Genomic DNA, 16,772 nt, shown 5'->3' with positions numbered 1-16,772 from the left:
CCATCCCGACGCCAGCCTCCACGCCAGCGATGTCGGCCCTGTCTTCGAGGTGATCCATGATGTCCCAATCCGCATCGCTCCCGCGGCTGGTCGGTTGCTGCGCGCTGGCCGCGCTCGCCCAGCCGCTGGCCGCCGAGCCCCGCCTGCCGACCATCTCGGTGGTGGCCACCGGCACCGAGCGCGCCGTCGACACCCTGCCCGAGTCGGTCAGCGTGGTCGAGCGCGACCAGCTCGAGCGCAACCAGCCGAGCACCGTCGGCGAGGTGCTCGAGACCCTGCCCAACGTCGCCCTCGGCGGCGGTCCGCGCCCGGCCGGGCAGCAGCTGACCATCCGCGGCATCGGCGACAGCCGGCTGCTCTATCTGATCGACGGGGTGCGGCAGAACTTCTCGCGCTCGCACAGCGCGCGGATCTTCGTCGAGCCCGAGCTGCTCGAACGCGTCGAGGTGCTGCGTGGCCCGGCCTCGGCGCTCTGGGGCAGCGGCGCGATCGGCGGGGTGGTGGCGTTGCAGACCCGGGAGGCGGCCGATCTGCTGCGCCCGGGGCAGCGCATCGGCGGACTGGTCAAGACCGGCTATCAGGACGTCAACGACGAGTGGCTGGGGGCGGCGGCGGTCTATGGCGCGCCGACCGACGGGCTCGACTACCTGCTCAATCTCTCCTACCGCGAGGCCGGTGACGTTGCCCTCGGCAACGGCGAGGATCTCGATCACTCCGGCTACGAACGCCTCTCCGGGCTCGGCAAGCTCAACTGGACCCCGGATGGGGTCAACCACTTCGGGCTCTCGCTGATGGGCGGCGCGCTCTCCGGCGAGGTGCCGTCGAACGCCCAGATCGCCGCCACCGCCGAGGATCTGCTCGATCGCGACATCCAGCAGACCAATCTGGCGCTGCGCTATCGTCACGCCTCGCCGGATCAGCCCTGGTTCAACCCGTCGCTGACCCTCTATCGCAACCTCACCGACATCGACGAGACCCGGCTGCACGACGGTCGCGAGGACGAGACCGAGATCGAGACCCTGGGGGGCGACCTGCGCAACCAGATGCACTTCTCCGGCGAGGGCGCCCTGGCGCAGCTGGTGAGCTACGGCCTCGAGTGGCATCGCGACAGCGTCGAGGCCCGCCGCGACGGCGCGCCGCGCACCAGCTACCCCGACGGCGAGGGCGAGGTGCTCGGGCTCTTTCTCCAGGACGAGATCATGATCGGCGAGCGCTGGACGCTGATCCCCGGGGTGCGCTGGGACCGCTACACCCGCGAGAGCGACGATGCGACGCTGGAGGATCACGACGACAGCGCCTTCTCGGCCAAGCTCGGGGTGGATATCGCCGTCACCGACTGGCTGTCGCTGCAGGCGAGCTACAACGAGGCCTTCCGTGCCCCCGGTGTCTCCGAGCTCTATGTCTCCGGGACCCATTTCAGCTGTGGTCGCGGCTGCCAGAACCTGTTCGTGCCCAACCCCGATCTCGAACCCGAGAAGGCGCACAACAAGGAGATCGGCATCCGGCTGCATCGCGACGACCTGTTCGCACCGGGCGATCATGCCCGCTTCCAGGCGCGCGCCTTCCGCAACGACGTCGACGACTTCATCGACCAGATCGTGCAGTTCGTCTTCTATCCGGTGCCGGGCAACCCGCAGCGCGGTGGGGTGACGAGCTTCCGCAACGTCGATTCGGCCAGGCTCGAGGGCTTCGAGCTGGAGGCCGGGTACGACGCCGGGCGCTGGTTCGCCAACGCCTTCTTCGCCCGCACCCGGGGCGAGGACAAGACCAGTGGCGAGCCGCTCTCGAGCGTGCAGCCCGACACCTGGCAGTTCGAGACCGGGCTGCGACTGCCCGAGCAGCGGGTCGAGCTGGGCTGGCGCGCGCGCTTCGTCGCCGAGCAGGACCGGGTGCCGGTCGACGGCACGCCCGCCGACGCCTATCAGCTCCACGACCTGTGGCTGACCTGGCGCCCGCACCGCGATCTCACCCTCGATCTCGGCATCGACAACCTGTTCGACGAGGATTATCTGCCCTATCTCTCCGCGCTCGAGGGACCGGGGCGCAACCTCAAGGCGACCCTGAGCTATCGCTTCTGAGATCACGCGCCACCCCGCGCCGCGGCGACGGCGCGGCGCGGCGGGGGCGTGTCAGACCAGATCGAAACGATCGGCGTTCATCACCTTGGTCCAGGCGGCGACGAAGTCGTGGACGAACTTCTCGCGGTTGTCGTCCTGGGCGTAGACCTCGGCATAGGCGCGCAGGATGGCGTTGGAGCCGAACACCAGGTCGACCCGGGTCGCGGTCCAGCGCAGCTCGCCGCTGGCGCGCTCACGGATCTCGTAGCGGTTCTCGCCCGCCGGCTCCCAGCGATAGGCCATGTCGGTGAGATTGACGAAGAAGTCGTTGCTCAACACCCCGACGCGATCGGTGAACACCCCGTGGCGGGTGCCGCCGTGGTTGGTGCCGAGCACCCGCATGCCGCCGATCAGCACCGTCATCTCGGGGGCGGTGAGGCCCATCAGCTGGGTGCGGTCGAGCAGCAGCTCCTCGGGGCTGACGGTGTCGTCCTGCTTGAGCCAGTTGCGGTAGCCGTCGTGGACGGGTTCGAGTGGCGCGAAGGAGTCGGCGTCGGTCATCTCCGCGCTGGCGTCGCCGCGACCGCGGGCGAAGGGCACGTGGATCTCGAACCCGGCGGCGCGCGCCGCCTGCTCGACCCCGACGTTGCCGGCGAGCACGATGGTGTCGGCGAGGCTCGCGCCGGACGCCTTGGCGATGCCCTCGAGCACCCCGAGCACCCGGCCCAGGCGCTCGGGCTCGTTACCCGGCCAGTCCTTCTGCGGCGCGAGCCGGATGCGCGCGCCATTGGCGCCGCCGCGCAGGTCGGAGCCGCGGAAGGTGCGGGCGCTGTCCCAGGCGGTGGCAACCAGCTCGCCGATCCCGAGGCCGCTCTCGGCGATCCGCGCCTTGACCTCCTCGACGTCGTAGTCGGTCGGGCCGGCGGGGATCGGGTCCTGCCAGATCAGGTCCTCGGCGGGGACGTCGGGGCCGATATAGCGCGCCTTGGGACCCATGTCGCGATGGGTGAGCTTGAACCAGGCGCGGGCGAAGACCTCGGAGAAGTACGCCGGGTCCTGGTGGAAGCGCTCGGCGATCTTGCGATAGGCCGGGTCCATCTTCATCGCCATGTCGGCGTCGGTCATGATCGGGGTGCGTCGGATCGACGGGTCCTCGACGTCGACCGGACGGTCGGCCTCGGCGATCTCGACCGGCTGCCACTGCCAGGCCCCGGCCGGGCTCTTCGCCAGCGCCCACTCGTGACCCAGCAGCATGGCGAAGTAGCCCTCGTCCCAGCGCGTCGGGTGGGTCGTCCAGGCGCCCTCGATGCCGCTGGTGACCGCGTCGCGACCGATCCCCCGGGTGGTCTTGTTGATCCAGCCGAGCCCCTGGTCCTCGGGCGCGGCGGCCTCGGGCTCGGGGCCGAGCAGGGCGGCATCACCGTTGCCGTGACACTTGCCGACGGTGTGACCGCCGGCGGTGAGGGCGACGGTCTCCTCGTCGTCCATCGCCATGCGGGCGAAGGTCTCGCGCACGTCCTGCGCGGTGCGCAGCGGGTCGGGGTTGCCGTCGACCCCCTCGGGGTTGACGTAGATCAGCCCCATCATCACCGCCGCCAGCGGATTCTCCAGGTCGCGTTCGCCGGAGTAGCGGCTCTCGGGGTTGTCCGTGGGGGCCAGCCAGTCCTTCTCCGAGCCCCAGTAGATGTCCTGCTCGGGGTGCCAGATGTCCTCGCGCCCGAAGGCGAAGCCGAAGGTCTTGAGCCCCATCGACTCATAGGCGATGGTGCCGGCGAGCACGATCAGGTCGGCCCAGCTCACGCGGTTGCCGTACTTCTTCTTGATCGGCCACAGCAGGCGGCGCGCCTTGTCGAGGTTGACGTTGTCCGGCCAGCTGTTGAGCGGGGCGAAGCGCTGGTTGCCGGTGCCGGCGCCGCCGCGCCCGTCGGCGATGCGATAGCTGCCGGCGGCGTGCCAGGCCATGCGGATCATCAGCCCGCCATAGTGTCCCCAGTCGGCGGGCCACCACGCCTGGCTGTCGGTCATCAGCGCGTGCAGGTCGCGCTTGAGGCCCTCGACGTCGAGCTGTTCGAGCGCCTTGCGATAGTCGAAGTCCGCGCCCATCGGGTCGCTCTTGCGGTCGTGCTGGTGGAGGATGTCGAGATTGAGCGCCTTCGGCCACCAGTCCATGTTGGTGGCGCCCACGGTGGTGTTCGCGCCGTGCATCACCGGACACGTGCCGGTCCCCTGGGTCGTCTGCTGGTTCATCGCGGCTCTCCGTTCGTGGATGCGTCGATTGGAATGCACCGCCGTCGCGGCGGGTGCGGTATGGCATCAGCGTAGGAGGCGGGGCGATCGGGCGCTAATCGTTTGGCCGCATGCGATTCATCGGCAATAGCGATCAGGTTGGTCTTTGTGATTTGTGTTGATGCGCGAATCGCGCGGGCCGCTCGGGCGCGGATTGGCCACGGGCGGGGCTGCGGCGGGAGAGGGGGGGGCGGGACCGCTGCCCCCCCCGTAGCAGGCAGTGGTGGCGGCTCAGCGGTCCTCGAAGCGCGCCTCGCGCTTGGCGATGAAGGCGGCCATGCCCTCGCGCCGGTCGTGGGTGGCGAAGGCGGCGTGAAACACCCGCCGCTCGAAGCGCACGCCCTCGGTGAGCCCGACCTCGAAGGCGCGATTGACGCTCTCCTTGAGCATCATGCTGATCGGGATCGACTTGGCGGCGATCAGCCGCGCGGTGTCGAGCGCCTCGTCGAGCAGCCGGGCGGCGGGCACGACGCGCGCGACCAGACCGTAGCGCTCGGCCTCGGCGGCGTCGATCAGCCGTCCGGTGAGACACATCTCCATCGCCCTGGACTTGCCCACGGCGCGGGTCAGGCGCTGGGTGCCGCCCATCCCCGGCAGCACCCCCAGGTTGGTCTCCGGCAGGCCGAACCGCGCGCCCTCGCCGGCGAGGATGATGTCGCACATCAGCGCCAGCTCGAAGCCGCCGCCGAGGGCGAAGCCGTTGACCGCGGCGATGATCGGCTTGCGCCGGGCGGCGATGCGGTCGCTGTCGCCGCAGAGGTCGTCGACATAGGTCTGGGGATAGCCGAGATCGGCGATCTCCTTGACGTCGGCGCCGGCAGCGAAGGCCCGCTCCGAGCCGGTGATGACGATACAGCCGATCCGCGGGTTGGCCTCCAGGTCGTCGAGCGCGTGGTTGAGTTCGCGGATCAAGCGGGCGTCGAGTGCGTTGAGCGCCTCCGGGCGCTCGAGGGTGATCAGACCGACGCGGTCGTGGATCTGCAGCTGGATGGGACGGTCGCTCATGGGGCGGCTCCTGCTCAGAGATTGCGCGAGATCACCAGACGCTGGATGTCGCTGGTGCCCTCGTAGATCTGACAGACACGGACGTCGCGATAGATGCGCTCGATCGGGAAGTCGCTGAGATAGCCGTAGCCGCCGAGCGTCTGCAGCGCCGAGGAGCAGACCCGCTCGGCCATCTCCGAGGCGAACAGCTTGGCCATCGAGGCCTCCACCAGCGCCGGTTGATCGGCATCGCGCAGGGCCGCGGCGTGGTGCACCATCTGGCGGGCGACGGCGATCTGGGTGGCCATGTCGGCGAGCCGGAAGGCCACCGCCTGGTGCTCGATGATCGGCTTGCCGAAGCTCTCGCGCTCGCGGGCGTAGTCGCGCGCGGCCTCGAAGGCGGCGCGCGCCATGCCGACGGACTGCGCGGCGATGCCGATGCGCCCGCCCTCGAGGTTGGCCAGGGCGATGCGGTAGCCCTCGCCCTCGGCGCCGAGCCGATTCTCGACCGGGACCCGCACCCCCTCGAGCAGGATCTGACAGGTGTCCGAGGCGCGCTGGCCGAGCTTGTCCTCGACCCGGCTGACGCTGTAGCCGGGGCTGTCGGTGGGCACGATGAAGGCGCTGATGCCGCGCTTGCCGGCCGCCGCGTCGGTGACGGCGAAGATGATCACCACCCCGGCGCTACGCCCCGAGGTGATGAACTGCTTGCAGCCGTCGAGCACGTAGTGATCGCCCTCGCGACGCGCCCGGGTCTTGAGCTGGCGCGCGTCGGAGCCGGCCTGGGGCTCGCTCAGGGCGAAGGCGCCGAGCAGCTCGCCGCTGGCCATGGGGGTGAGGAAGCGGTCTTTCTGGGCAGCGTCGCCGAAGCGCAGGATCGGCATGCAGCTCACCGAGTTGTGCACGCTCATGATGGTCGAGCAGGCGCCGTCGCCGGCGGCGATCTCCTCGAGCGCCATGGCATAGGCGAGATAGCCGGTGTCGCTGCCGCCCCACTGCTCGGGCACCAGCATGCCGAGAAAGCCGAGTGCTCCCATCTCGGCGATGGCCGCCTCGGGGAAGCGGTGCTCGCGGTCCCACTCGGCGGCGAAGGGGGCGAGACGCTTCTGCGCGAACTGACGCGCGGCCTCGCCGAGCAGGCGTTGTTCTTCGTTGGGCAGCATGGGCCGGATCCTCCTACAGACACTCGATGGCCATCGCGGTGGCCTCGCCGCCGCCGATGCACAGACTCGCCACGCCGCGCCTCAGACCGCGCTGGCGCAGTGCCGCGAGCAGGGTGACCAGGATGCGCGCGCCCGAGGCGCCGATCGGGTGACCGAGGGCGCAGGCGCCGCCGTGGACGTTGACCTTGTCGTGGGGGATGGCGAGTTTCTGCATCGCCACCAGGGTGACCACCGCGAAGGCCTCGTTGATCTCGAACAGGTCGACCGTGTCGAGCGACCAGCCGGTCTTGTGCATCAGCCGCTCGATCGCGCCGATCGGCGCCTCCGGGAAGCGCGCCGGGGCGTCGGCGAAGGCGGCGTGGCCGTGGATCACCGCCAGCGGCGCCAGCCCGCGGCGCTCGGCCTCGGCGCGGCGCATCAGGATCAGCGCGGCGGCGCCGTCGGAGATCGAACTCGAATTGGCGGCGGTGACGGTGCCACCCTCGCGAAACGCCGGTCGCAACCCGGGGATCTTGTCGAGCCGGGCGCGCGGCGGTTGCTCGTCGTCGACGATCAGCCGCTGTTCCTTGCCGATGCGCACCTGCAGCGGGGTGATCTCGTCGCCGAAGCGCCCGTCGTCGATCGCCCGCTGGGCGCGGGTCAGCGACTCGATGGCGAAGGCGTCCTGGGTCTCGCGGTCGAGCCCGTTGGCCGCGGCGCAGTCCTCGGCGAAGGTGCCCATCAGCCGGCCCTTGTCGTAGGCGTCTTCCAAGCCGTCGAGGAACATGTGGTCGAGCACCCGGCCATGCCCCATGCGATAGCCGCCGCGGGCGCGATCGAGCAGATAGGGGGCGTTGGACATGCTCTCCATGCCCCCGGCGACCACCACCTCGGCGCTGCCGGCGAGCAGCATGTCGTGGCCGTGGATGGCCGCCGCCATGCCCGAGCCGCACATCTTGTTGATGGTGGTGCAGCGCGTCGACTGATCCAGCCCGGCGCCGAGCGCGGCCTGACGCGCCGGTGCCTGGCCCAGCCCGGCGGGCAGCACGCAGCCGAACAGCACCTCGTCGATGCTGTCGGCGCTGATGCCAGCGCGCTCGACGGCGGCGCCGATCGCGGCGCTGCCGAGCTGCGGGGCGGTGAGCCCGCCGAGCACGCCCTGGAAGCCGCCCATCGGGGTGCGGGCGGCGCTGACGATGACGATCGGGTCCTGGTCCATCATGACGACTCCTCTATCTGGCGGCCATGCGCAAGGCGCCGTCGAGACGGATCACCTCGCCGTTGAGCATAGGGTTGGTGACGATCGTGCGGACCAGCGCGGCGTACTCGGCCGGGCGCCCGAGCCGGGGCGGGAAGGGCACGCCGGCGGCGAGCGAGGCGCGCACCTCCTCGCTCATCCCGGCCATCATCGGGGTCTCGAAGATGCCCGGGGCGATGGTCATCACGCGGATGCCGAAGCGCGCCAGCTCGCGCGCCGCCGGCAGGGTGAGGCTGGCGACGGCGCCCTTGGAGGCGGCATAGGCGGCCTGGCCGATCTGGCCGTCGGCGGCGGCGATCGAGCCGGTGTTGACGATCAGCCCGCGCTCGCCGTCGGCGTCGGGCGCGTTCTCGGCGATCAGCGGCGCGGCCAGGCGCATCAGGTTGAAGCTGCCGATGAGGTTGATGTCGATCACCCGACGGAACCCGTCCAGGGCGTGCGGGCCCCGGCGACCGAGGATCTTCTCGCCGTGCGCGACCCCGGCGCAGTTGATCAGCCCGTGCAGGGCGCCGTGGGCGGCGAGGGTGTCCTGGAGCGCGGCCTCGACCGCGGCCTCGTCACGGATGTCGGCGCGGCTGACGCGACAGCCGAGTTGCTCGGCCTGCTCGGCCAGCGCCGCGGCGTCGATGTCGACCAGCATCACCCGCGCGCCGGCACCGATCAGCATCTCGGCGGTGGCCGCGCCCAGCCCGGAGGCCCCGCCGCTGACGAGAAAGACCTTGTCTTCGATCTGCATCCTGCTCTCCTTCTTTCCTTCAGGCCGAGGCGGCGTGCGCCTCGGCGGGGTGCCCGGTGGTCGCCTCGCGCATCCTGGCGATCTCCTGGTTGCGCAGGATGAAGCGCTGCAGCTTGCCGCTGGAGGTCTTGGGCAGCTCGGCGACGAACTCGATCTCGCGCGGATAGGCGTGCGCGGCCAGGCGCTCGCGCACGTGTTGGCGCAGCTCCTCGGCCAGCGCCGCGGTTTGGGCCTCGACCTCTGCCAGGCTCAGCTCGGGCGCCGGTTCATGGTCCGGGCCGAGCACCACGAAGGCCTTGACCACCTCGGTGCGCTCCGGGTCGGGTTTGCCGACCACCGCCGCCTCGACCACCGCCGGATGCTCGATCAGCGCGCTCTCGATGTCGAAGGGCCCGACGCGATAGCCCGAGGTGGTGATGACGTCGTCGCTGCGCCCGACGAAGCTGATGCTGCCGTCCGGGTTGAGTTCCACGGTGTCGCCGCTGAGGTAGTAGTCGCCGATGAAGGCGTTGGTCGGCGCGTTGAGATAGCCGCCGAACCAGAACAGCGGCGACTGGCTGCGATCGAGCGCGAGGATGCCCGGCTGGCCCGGCGGCAGCTCGCGTTGCTGTTCGTCGAGCACGACGATGCGATGTCCCGGCGAGGCGAACCCGGCCGAGCCGAGATGCACCGGATGGCGCAGCGCGTGGTGGTTGCACAGCACCATGCCGAGTTCGGTCTGGCCGTAGTGGTCGTGGATGACCACATCGAGCTGGCGCGCGAACCAGCGGATCACCTCCGGGTTCAGCGGCTCGCCGGCGCTGCTGACCACGCGCAGCCGACCGTGCGCCGCCGCGGCGAAGGTCTCGCCCCCGGCGATCAGCAGCCGATAGGCGGTGGGGGAGCCGGCGAGGTTGGTGATGCCGTACTTCTCGATCACCCGGCTGGTGCTCTCGACCGTGAAGGGGCCCTCGTAGAAGGTCGTCGCGTGCCCCAGCGACAGCGGACCGGTGACGCCGAAGTAGACGCCATAGGCCCAGCCCGGATCGGCGATGTTCCAGAAGGCGTCGTCGGGGCGCAGGTCCACTGCGTCGCGCATATAGCCCTGGAAGGCGACGATCGCCTTCAGCGGCACGTGCAGCGCCTTGGCCGGTCCGGTGGTGCCGGAGGTGAACATCAGCAGGAAGGGGGCCTCGCCGTCGAGCATCACCGGTGCGCAGTCGCTCGAGTGCTGTTCGAGCACGGTCCAGAAGTCGTGATCCCGTCGGTTCGCGGGGGTGTCGATGGTGACGACCTGGGGCGTGGCCTCGATACCCTCGAGCTTGGCGCGGTTGTGGCCGTCGGTGATCACCACCCTGGCCCCCGAGGTGGTCAACCGGTAGTCGATCGCCTTGGGCCCGAAGGCGGTAAAGAGCGGCTGGTAGACGGCGCCAAGACGCCAGGTGGCGAGCACGGTGATCAGCAGCTCGACCCGGCGCGGCAGCAGCCCGGCGACGGTGTCGCCCTGGTCGACGCCCTGCGCGCGCAGGAAGTTGGCCAGCCGTGCGGCGCGGTCCCTGAGTTCGGCGAAGGTATGGGTCGCGCTGCGGCCGTCCTCGCCCTCCCAGAACAGGGCGATGTCGTCGGAGTCGGCATGTCGGTCGCAGCACTCGATACAGGCATTGAGCGCCCTGAGGCTGCCCGAGAGCGCCGCCTCGGCGGCCCCTCGATGATCGAACTGCGTGATCGCTGCTTGGTAGTCGCGCATCGCCGGTGTCCCCCGCGTCCTTTTGGTGATTGGGATCGATCCGCATGGAGCATGCGGTCATGCCGTCGTGATACTGGCGTGGCGCGGGTTGGCGGACAATGGTCGAAGGGCTCAAGTTGTCTGAGCGATTTGAACAAAGGGGATGGAGTTGTCGATTATTCGAATATGCTGATGGGCTGGGGCGCGCTCGGGTCGATGGGCGGGCGTCGGGCGCGCTGGGTGCGGGCTGGTGGCCGGGATCAGTCCGTGGCGTCGAGGATCAGGCTGCGATAGTGTCCCGGGTTCGAGCCACACCACTTGCGGAAGGCCTTGTAGAAGGAGCTGACATCGGCAAAGCCCAGCCGCTCGGCGATCTCGGCGAAACCGAGCTGCGGCTCGGCCAGCCAGCCGATGGCCAGCTCCTTGCGCACGCCGTCCTTGAGCCCCTGATAGGTCTGTCCCTCCTCGGCGAGACGCCGCCGCAGGGTCGAGGTCGACATGTGCAGCCGCTGCGCCAGGACCTCGGCCCGCGGCCACTGCTCGGCGGGCAGCTGGCGCAGATCGTTGCGGATCCGGCTCGCCAGGCTCTGCGGGTCGCGGTACTTGACCAGGATGTTGGCCGGGGCCTGGGCGAGGAAGTGCGCGAGTTCGGCCTCGCTGCGCCTGACCGGCAGGTCCAGACAGTCGGCCGAGACGATCATCCGCGTGCGCGGCTGGTCGAAACGCAGGTTCTCCGAGAACATCACCCGGTAGTCGTCGCAGAACGCCGGCGCCGGGCAGCGCAGATCGATCGCCAGGATCGGGATCCGTCGCCCCGACAGCCAGCAGGCCGCGCCGTGCACGATCATCCAATAGGTGAAATAAGTGAAGGCCCGGCGGGGAGGGGCGTCCCCCTCGTGCAGCACGATCTCCGCCAACCCCTGCTGGCGCACCAGCCGCGCCGACATCGCATCGAGCATCAGCGACAGGAAGGCCAGCGCCGAGGCCAGCGCCGCCTCGAGCGTCTCCTGCGCCATCGACGAGCGACAGAGGAAGGCGAGGCTGCCGCACTTCAACCGACGCGGGTTCATGCTGAAGAACTCGTCGTCGAGACGACGCGCGAGCAGCCGCCACAGCCGGCCATAGGCGGCGGCCGAGACGCGGGCGTCGTTGCACGTCCAGCGCGCGGGATCGATACCGGCCGCGGCCAGCAGCGCATCGGTGGGCGCGCCCGGTTCGCAGCACTGTTGCAGCGCCTCGCGAACCAGCTGCATGGAGATGGTGTCCTTCTCGGGGGGCTTGCGTAACGGCATGCGCTGACCGGGTGTCCTGACTCGGGCCGACCCCGATGGTACAACATGGCCGAGGTGGTGCCGTAGGGTGGGGGGCTTCGCGGTAACTCGGTAACTGGGTGTCCCTTAACTCTCTTAGCTCTTCTTGGGTGTCCTTTTCTCCCCTTTTCCCCCTTTGCCCTCCCTTTGCCCTGCCCCCTTCCTCGCGATAACTCGGTAACTGGTTGTCCCTTAAATCTTTTCTTTTCCCCCGGGGTGTCCCTTAGTAACTGGGTGTCCTTTTTTTCTCCTTTTCTTTCTTTTTTTCTTCCCCCTTTACTCAGTACGGCCAAGCCGGACGCATGAGCGCGTCCCGCCTCGATGCCGAGGCGGGACGTGTCCGTCCCCTCAGAGTGATCCGATGCTGATGTTGAAGTGATTGGCGCAGGGCGTCTGTGGGCTGAAGAGCACCGCCACCGGCAGCAGCGATCCCTTGGCCGAGCAGGTCTGGAGCGTGGCGCCGCTCAGCGAGACGTGAGCGCCCTGCATCTGCGGTCCACCCATCCACCAGTTGTTGGTTGTGGTGAAACTGCCCTGGGCGATGAGGATGTCCTTGCAGGTGATCTGCTTGTCGCCGATCTGCATCTCCAGTGTGCCCTCGACGGCGAAGTTCAGCTCGTCGGGGAAGTTGCCCTTGCTGTCACACGCCAGGGTCTGCCCCGGTCCCGCGTTCACCGCGTCCTTGAACCATTGCGCCACCGCCTTCGTCTTGTGGCGTCCCGCCTTGACCACGATCCGCGCCTCTTCCCCGTCCTTGCTCACCCCGGAGGTGACGCCGCTGTAGGGCTGACCTTTGCTCACCGAGTGACCGGTCTCGGTGAACTCGAAGCTCTTCACCCCGGTGATGGCGAAGAAGACCTCGTTGTCGTGCTCGGTGGTCGCCTGCAGCGGCGCCGAGAGCATCAGCGCCAGGGCGCCGGGAGTGGAGAGTCGTCGCAACATGGGGGTCGGTTTCATCGGTGTCTTCCATCCATTGAATGTCATCTGTGGTGGGGAGAACGGCCGCTCCAGGTCGTCTGCTCGAACCCGGGGGGTTACGAGCCGGACGGCCTGCCGGTCGATGTGCGTGTGACGAGGAGAAATGAAACCGTGCGGCGACACCTTTCGTCGCCCGGTGAACGGGCAGAGATCGGCTAGGTGTGCGGTGGGGGCTGTCCCGATCGGATCGGGGCGGGATCCCTGCGCCGGTCCCCAAGGGCCATCGATATCGAGCAGGAGCTGAAAATGGCATTGATCGTGCACGCAGACTCACATGCGGGGCCGTTCAATGCCGTCACTGGGGAAATTGATGATCGATTGTCGCTTTTCTCTCATCGAAGAATGTCCCTTTTCTCACAACTTTCTCGAACCGATGGATGAAGAAGCGGGGGAAGCGCCGTCAGGGCCATTCTGCCGATCCGGAACCCTCTGAATGGAAGGCCTGCTCGTGTCGTCAAAACCGAAAATCAAAGAGTTGCTCGTCGAGAGCGCCTGCGAACACAACAAGGGCCACAAGAAAGGGCCTTGCAACACGCCCACGCCCGGGGCCACCACCGGCGGTTGCGCCCTCGACGGCGCCCAGATCGCCCTGTTTCCCTTCGCCGATGCCGCCCACCTGATCCATGGTCCCATGTCCTGCGTCGGCGGGGCCTGGGAGACGCGTCTGACCCCGACGAGCTGGCCCGGTCGCGACCTGACCCAGACCGGCTTCGCCACCGACATCAACACCAACGATGTCGTCTTCAGCGGCGAGAAGAAGCTGGCCGAGGCGATCGACCATGTCATCACGCACTATGCGCCCGAGGCCGTCTTCGTCTACTCGACCTGTGTCACCGCGCTGACCGGGGATGACATCGACGCCGTCTGCAGGCAGGGCAGCGAGAGACACGGCACGCCCTGCGTGCCGGTGCATGCCCCCGGCTTCGTCGGTGCCAAGAATCTGGGCAGCCGCATCGCCGGGGAGGCGGTGCTGCGCCACCTGATCGGGACCAAGGAGCCGGAGGACACCACCCCCTTCGACATCAACCTGATCGGCGAGCACAACAACACCGGCGAGCTGTGGCGTTACCGTCATCTGCTCGAAGAGCTCGGCATCCGCGTGCGCTCGACCTTCAGCGGCGACGGTCGCATCGCCAGCATCCGCACCGCCCATCGCGCCAAGCTCAATGTGATCGTCTGCGCCAAGTCGCTGATCTCCATGACCCGCAAGATGGAGGAACAATATGGGATTCCCTGGATCTCCTGCTCCTTCTACGGCATGACCGATACCTCGAACAGCATCCTGGCCATCGCCGAGGCGCTGGGCGATGCCGACCTGATCGCCCGCACCCGCGCGCTGATCGCCCGCGAGGAGGCGCGACTGGAGGAGAAGCTGATCCCCTACCGGGCGGTCTTCGCCGGCAAGAAGGCGGTGCTCAACACCGGCGGCAACAAGTCCTGGTCGATCGCCTCGGCGTTGCAGGATCTGGGCATCGAGGTGGTGGCGACCTCGGTGCGCAAGTCGACCGAGGCCGACAAGGCCAAGGCGCGTCAATACCTCGGCGAGGACGCCATCCTGATGACCAGCCCGGCGAGTCAGCAGGCGCAGGTGATCGACGACACCGGGGCCCATCTGCTCCTGGCCGGCGGTCGCTCGCTCTATACCGCGATCAAGAAGCGGATCGCCTTCACCGACGTCAATCAGGAGAAGAAGAAGAGCTACGGCGGTTACGACGGGCTCCTGGTCCTCGCCGAGGATCTCAAGAACTCACTGCAGAATCCGGTCTTCGAACTGGTCGACAGGAAGGCACCATGGCAGAAGTAAGACGCAAGACGGGCAAACCGTTGCAGGTCAACCCGCATAAACTCTCGCAGCCGATGGGCGCGACCCTGGCGTTCCTCGGGGTCGACCGCTGCATGCCGCTGATGCACGGCGCCCAGGGCTGCGCGAGCTTCACCAAGGTGATGTTCACCCGTCATTTCTGCGAGCCCATCGCTCTGCAGACGACCGCCGTGACCGATGTGACGGCGGTGCTGGATGGCGGCGACTACAGCATCACCGAGTCGATCAAGAACATCGGGGACAAGGTCTCCCCGGCGTTGATCGGCGTGCATACCACCGGGCTGACCGAGACCAAGGGGGACGATCTCCGGGGCGTCGCCAGCAAGATCGAGGTGCCCCTGGTCTATGTGAATACCCCCGACTACCAGGGCGGGCTGGAGAGCGGCTGGACGCTGACCGTCCAGGCGCTGATCGACCAGCTCACCGAGCCGTGCGAGCGCACCGACGCGCGCAAGGTCGTCCTGGTCCCCCACGTCAGCATGCAGCCGATCGAGGTGGAGAAGCTGCGTGAGTTCATCGAGGCATTCGGCTTCGAGGTCGTCGCCGTGCCCGATCTGTCCTCTTCCCTCGACAATCACCTGGGGGAGAAGCAGGCGTCGCTGAGCGGTGGCGGGGTGACGGTCGCCGAACTCGAGGGGTTGGCGGACGCGGGTGCGGTCGTCACCGTCGGGGCCTCGGTCAAGCCCGTCGGCGCGACCCTGCAGAAGAAGAATCCGGCCATCCGGCATCGACACTTCGACCATGTGAGCGGTCTGGTCGGGACCGACGAGCTGGTCGCCTGGCTGCTCGAGACGAGCGCTCGGGACACCCCTCCGGCGGTGGTGGAGCGCTGGCGCAAGCGCCTTCAGGACGCCATGCTCGACAGCCATTTCTCCATCGGACAGACCCGCTTCCTGCTGGTCGCCGAGCCCGATCACCTGGCGGCCATGGCAGCCTCCTTGCGCGAGGTGGGCGGCAAGGTCGCCCTGGCGATCGCCACGGTCGACTCACCGGTCCTCGGCGCCATCGAGGCCGATCGGGTGATCGTCGGAGACCTCGAGGATGCCGAGCAGCTGCGCGACGACTACGACATCATCATCGGCAACTTCCACACCGAGGCCCTGGCGCACCGGGTGGGAAAGCGCGCGGTGATGCGCGGCTTCCCCAACTATGAGGAGATCGGCAGCGCCCTGAAGAATGACGTGCTCTACGAGGGCGGGGCCTACTTCCTCTTTGACATCGCCAATGCCGCCGAGCGGATGCGGGAGTCGGAGGTTCACCACGCGCGTGAACGGATCAAGCAGCAGGGGGCCGCCGCCTGACGCGCGATCCCGTCACCAAGCGCGCGGTTCATCCGATGGGGCGCGGGCCTCGATCGGGTGAGCCGCGCGGTGAGATTCGCTGCTGGCGCCGTGATCCGCTGATCGCGGCGCCAGATCGAGCGGGGCAGGGCAGCGCCCGATTGCGAAACCTCAGCGTAAGCCCGCCCGAGAAGCGCCGATAATCCCGACAAGAATCATTGCTCCGCGAAGCGGCCGCTGCTCGCCCTATGGTCGAGCGCGCCAGCAGGCAGGTCGCGCTTGAAGTCGTACCCGCTTGGGTCCGCTTGCCCGATCCGCATCGGCCCCCTCACCAACCTCGTACCCGCGCAGTCTCACCCATGACCCCCAGGATGCCCCCGTCTGTCCTCCCGCTCGGCGTGTTGCTCGTCGGCCTGTTGCTCACCGGCGCGAGCCTCGCCGCGCCGCCGGCCACCGACACCAACGCGCTGGGCATGACCTTTCGCCTGATCCCGGCCGGCAGCTTCCAGATGGGCTGCGACACGACCCGCCAGCGCTGCGACAAGGGCGAGCAGCCCGTGCACCGCGTCACCATTGCCCAACCCTTCTATCTGGCCGAGACCGAGGTCACCCAGCGGCAATGGCAGGCGGTGATGGGCGAGAACCCGTCCCACTTCAAGGACCCGGACAACCCGGTCGAGCAGATCTCCTGGGAGGACGCCCAGGCCTTCGTGCGCGCGCTCAACCAGCGCCCGGACCTGGGCGGCGGCTATCGTCTGCCGAGCGAGGCCGAGTGGGAATACGCCACCCGCGCCGGCACCCAGACCGACTACTGGTTCGGCGACGGCGAGGATGAGCGAGCGCTGAGCCGCCACGTCTGGCATCTCTTCTCCTCGCACGAGCAGCCCCATCCGGTGGCCAGCAAGCCGGCCAACCCCTGGGGACTCTACGAGGTGCACGGAAACGTCTGGGAGTGGGTCGCCGACTGCGCCCACCCAGACTATGTCGGCGCCCCGAGCGACGGCAGCGCCTGGACCCAGGACTGTCAGCGCATGCGCGACGGCACGCCGATGCGCATCGCGCGCGGCGGGGCCTGGTATCTCTATCCCAACGGCGCCCGCTCCGCCTTCCGCTTCCGCTACGGCCCGGCCATCCGCCACTATGGCTTCGGACTGCGTCTGGCGCGCTCGGTCGAGACCGAGACGGTGGAGCGATAGCCGAACGCCATCGGGATC

Annotated in this window: 12 protein-coding genes; 4 read left to right on the top strand and 8 right to left on the bottom strand. The window is 68.6% G+C overall.

Annotated features, from left to right (window positions below):
• Positions 1-59: 59 nt before the first annotated feature.
• On the top strand, positions 60-2,078 hold the full coding sequence (locus ACAM26_RS10840) for a TonB-dependent hemoglobin/transferrin/lactoferrin family receptor (RefSeq protein WP_369613634.1): 2,019 nt from the start codon (positions 60-62) through the stop codon (positions 2,076-2,078).
• Positions 2,079-2,129: 51 nt separating this feature from the next.
• On the opposite strand, the gene katG is transcribed toward ACAM26_RS10840, so the two are convergent.
• The 8 genes from katG to ACAM26_RS10800 form a co-directional block, all read right to left on the bottom strand.
• Complete coding sequence (gene katG, locus ACAM26_RS10835; RefSeq protein WP_369613633.1) at positions 2,130-4,304, bottom strand: catalase/peroxidase HPI; 2,175 nt, start codon at positions 4,302-4,304, stop codon at positions 2,130-2,132.
• A gap of 270 nt (positions 4,305-4,574) precedes the next feature.
• Entirely contained in the window at positions 4,575-5,348 is a 774-nt protein-coding gene (locus ACAM26_RS10830) for an enoyl-CoA hydratase-related protein (protein ID WP_123142409.1), read from the bottom strand.
• Positions 5,349-5,362: 14 nt separating this feature from the next.
• The gene (locus ACAM26_RS10825) at positions 5,363-6,490 is read right to left on the bottom strand and encodes an acyl-CoA dehydrogenase (protein ID WP_369613632.1); all 1,128 of its coding nucleotides are present in this window, start codon (positions 6,488-6,490) and stop codon (positions 5,363-5,365) included.
• Positions 6,491-6,503: 13 nt separating this feature from the next.
• A complete protein-coding gene (locus ACAM26_RS10820; RefSeq protein ID WP_123140944.1) occupies positions 6,504-7,688 on the bottom strand; it encodes an acetyl-CoA C-acyltransferase in 1,185 nt (394 codons plus the stop codon).
• 13 nt (positions 7,689-7,701) lie between these two features.
• Complete coding sequence (locus tag ACAM26_RS10815) at positions 7,702-8,463, bottom strand: SDR family NAD(P)-dependent oxidoreductase (protein WP_369613631.1); 762 nt, start codon at positions 8,461-8,463, stop codon at positions 7,702-7,704.
• A gap of 19 nt (positions 8,464-8,482) precedes the next feature.
• Positions 8,483-10,189 (bottom strand): AMP-binding protein, encoded by a 1,707-nt coding sequence (locus tag ACAM26_RS10810; protein ID WP_369613630.1) that lies wholly within the window; start codon positions 10,187-10,189, stop codon positions 8,483-8,485.
• Between the two features lie 239 nt (positions 10,190-10,428).
• The gene (locus tag ACAM26_RS10805) at positions 10,429-11,460 is read right to left on the bottom strand and encodes an AraC family transcriptional regulator ligand-binding domain-containing protein (RefSeq protein WP_369613629.1); all 1,032 of its coding nucleotides are present in this window, start codon (positions 11,458-11,460) and stop codon (positions 10,429-10,431) included.
• A gap of 366 nt (positions 11,461-11,826) precedes the next feature.
• On the bottom strand, positions 11,827-12,435 hold the full coding sequence (locus tag ACAM26_RS10800; RefSeq protein WP_234526516.1) for a hypothetical protein: 609 nt from the start codon (positions 12,433-12,435) through the stop codon (positions 11,827-11,829).
• Positions 12,436-12,931: 496 nt separating this feature from the next.
• Here ACAM26_RS10800 and nifE point away from each other — a divergent pair, with 496 nt between their 5' ends.
• From nifE to ACAM26_RS10785, 3 genes are all read left to right on the top strand, one after another.
• Positions 12,932-14,260: a nitrogenase iron-molybdenum cofactor biosynthesis protein NifE gene (gene nifE, locus ACAM26_RS10795; RefSeq protein ID WP_255420156.1), complete on the top strand. Its 1,329-nt coding sequence runs from the start codon at positions 12,932-12,934 to the stop codon at positions 14,258-14,260.
• Positions 14,248-15,579 carry a nitrogenase iron-molybdenum cofactor biosynthesis protein NifN gene (gene nifN, locus ACAM26_RS10790; RefSeq protein ID WP_369613628.1) on the top strand — a complete coding sequence of 444 codons (1,332 nt, stop codon included), beginning with the start codon at positions 14,248-14,250 and terminating at the stop codon, positions 15,577-15,579. The genes nifE and nifN overlap by 13 nt, the downstream gene beginning before the upstream one ends.
• Positions 15,580-15,929: 350 nt before the next feature.
• Complete coding sequence (locus ACAM26_RS10785) at positions 15,930-16,754, top strand: formylglycine-generating enzyme family protein (RefSeq protein ID WP_369613627.1); 825 nt, start codon at positions 15,930-15,932, stop codon at positions 16,752-16,754.
• Positions 16,755-16,772 lie beyond the last annotated feature (18 nt).

It is taken from the genome of Marichromatium sp. PS1, assembly GCF_041155115.1.
In the GTDB taxonomy this organism is placed as follows: Bacteria; Pseudomonadota; Gammaproteobacteria; order Chromatiales; family Chromatiaceae; genus Marichromatium; species Marichromatium gracile.
Note: the sequence above shows the minus strand (reverse complement) of the source record. Positions and strands in the feature narration are given on the sequence as shown.

What these genes read in the sequence shown, in the direction of transcription:
- ACAM26_RS10840 (WP_369613634.1), top strand. Translation starts at nt 60, where the DNA reads ATGTCCCAATCCGCATCGCTCCCGCGGCTGGTCGGTTGCTGCGCGCTG.
- katG (WP_369613633.1), bottom strand. Translation starts at nt 4,304, where the DNA reads ATGAACCAGCAGACGACCCAGGGGACCGGCACGTGTCCGGTGATGCAC.
- ACAM26_RS10830 (WP_123142409.1), bottom strand. Translation starts at nt 5,348, where the DNA reads ATGAGCGACCGTCCCATCCAGCTGCAGATCCACGACCGCGTCGGTCTG.
- ACAM26_RS10825 (WP_369613632.1), bottom strand. Translation starts at nt 6,490, where the DNA reads ATGCTGCCCAACGAAGAACAACGCCTGCTCGGCGAGGCCGCGCGTCAG.
- ACAM26_RS10820 (WP_123140944.1), bottom strand. Translation starts at nt 7,688, where the DNA reads ATGGACCAGGACCCGATCGTCATCGTCAGCGCCGCCCGCACCCCGATG.
- ACAM26_RS10815 (WP_369613631.1), bottom strand. Translation starts at nt 8,463, where the DNA reads ATGCAGATCGAAGACAAGGTCTTTCTCGTCAGCGGCGGGGCCTCCGGG.
- ACAM26_RS10810 (WP_369613630.1), bottom strand. Translation starts at nt 10,189, where the DNA reads ATGCGCGACTACCAAGCAGCGATCACGCAGTTCGATCATCGAGGGGCC.
- ACAM26_RS10805 (WP_369613629.1), bottom strand. Translation starts at nt 11,460, where the DNA reads ATGCCGTTACGCAAGCCCCCCGAGAAGGACACCATCTCCATGCAGCTG.
- ACAM26_RS10800 (WP_234526516.1), bottom strand. Translation starts at nt 12,435, where the DNA reads ATGAAACCGACCCCCATGTTGCGACGACTCTCCACTCCCGGCGCCCTG.
- nifN (WP_369613628.1), top strand. Translation starts at nt 14,248, where the DNA reads ATGGCAGAAGTAAGACGCAAGACGGGCAAACCGTTGCAGGTCAACCCG.
- ACAM26_RS10785 (WP_369613627.1), top strand. Translation starts at nt 15,930, where the DNA reads ATGCCCCCGTCTGTCCTCCCGCTCGGCGTGTTGCTCGTCGGCCTGTTG.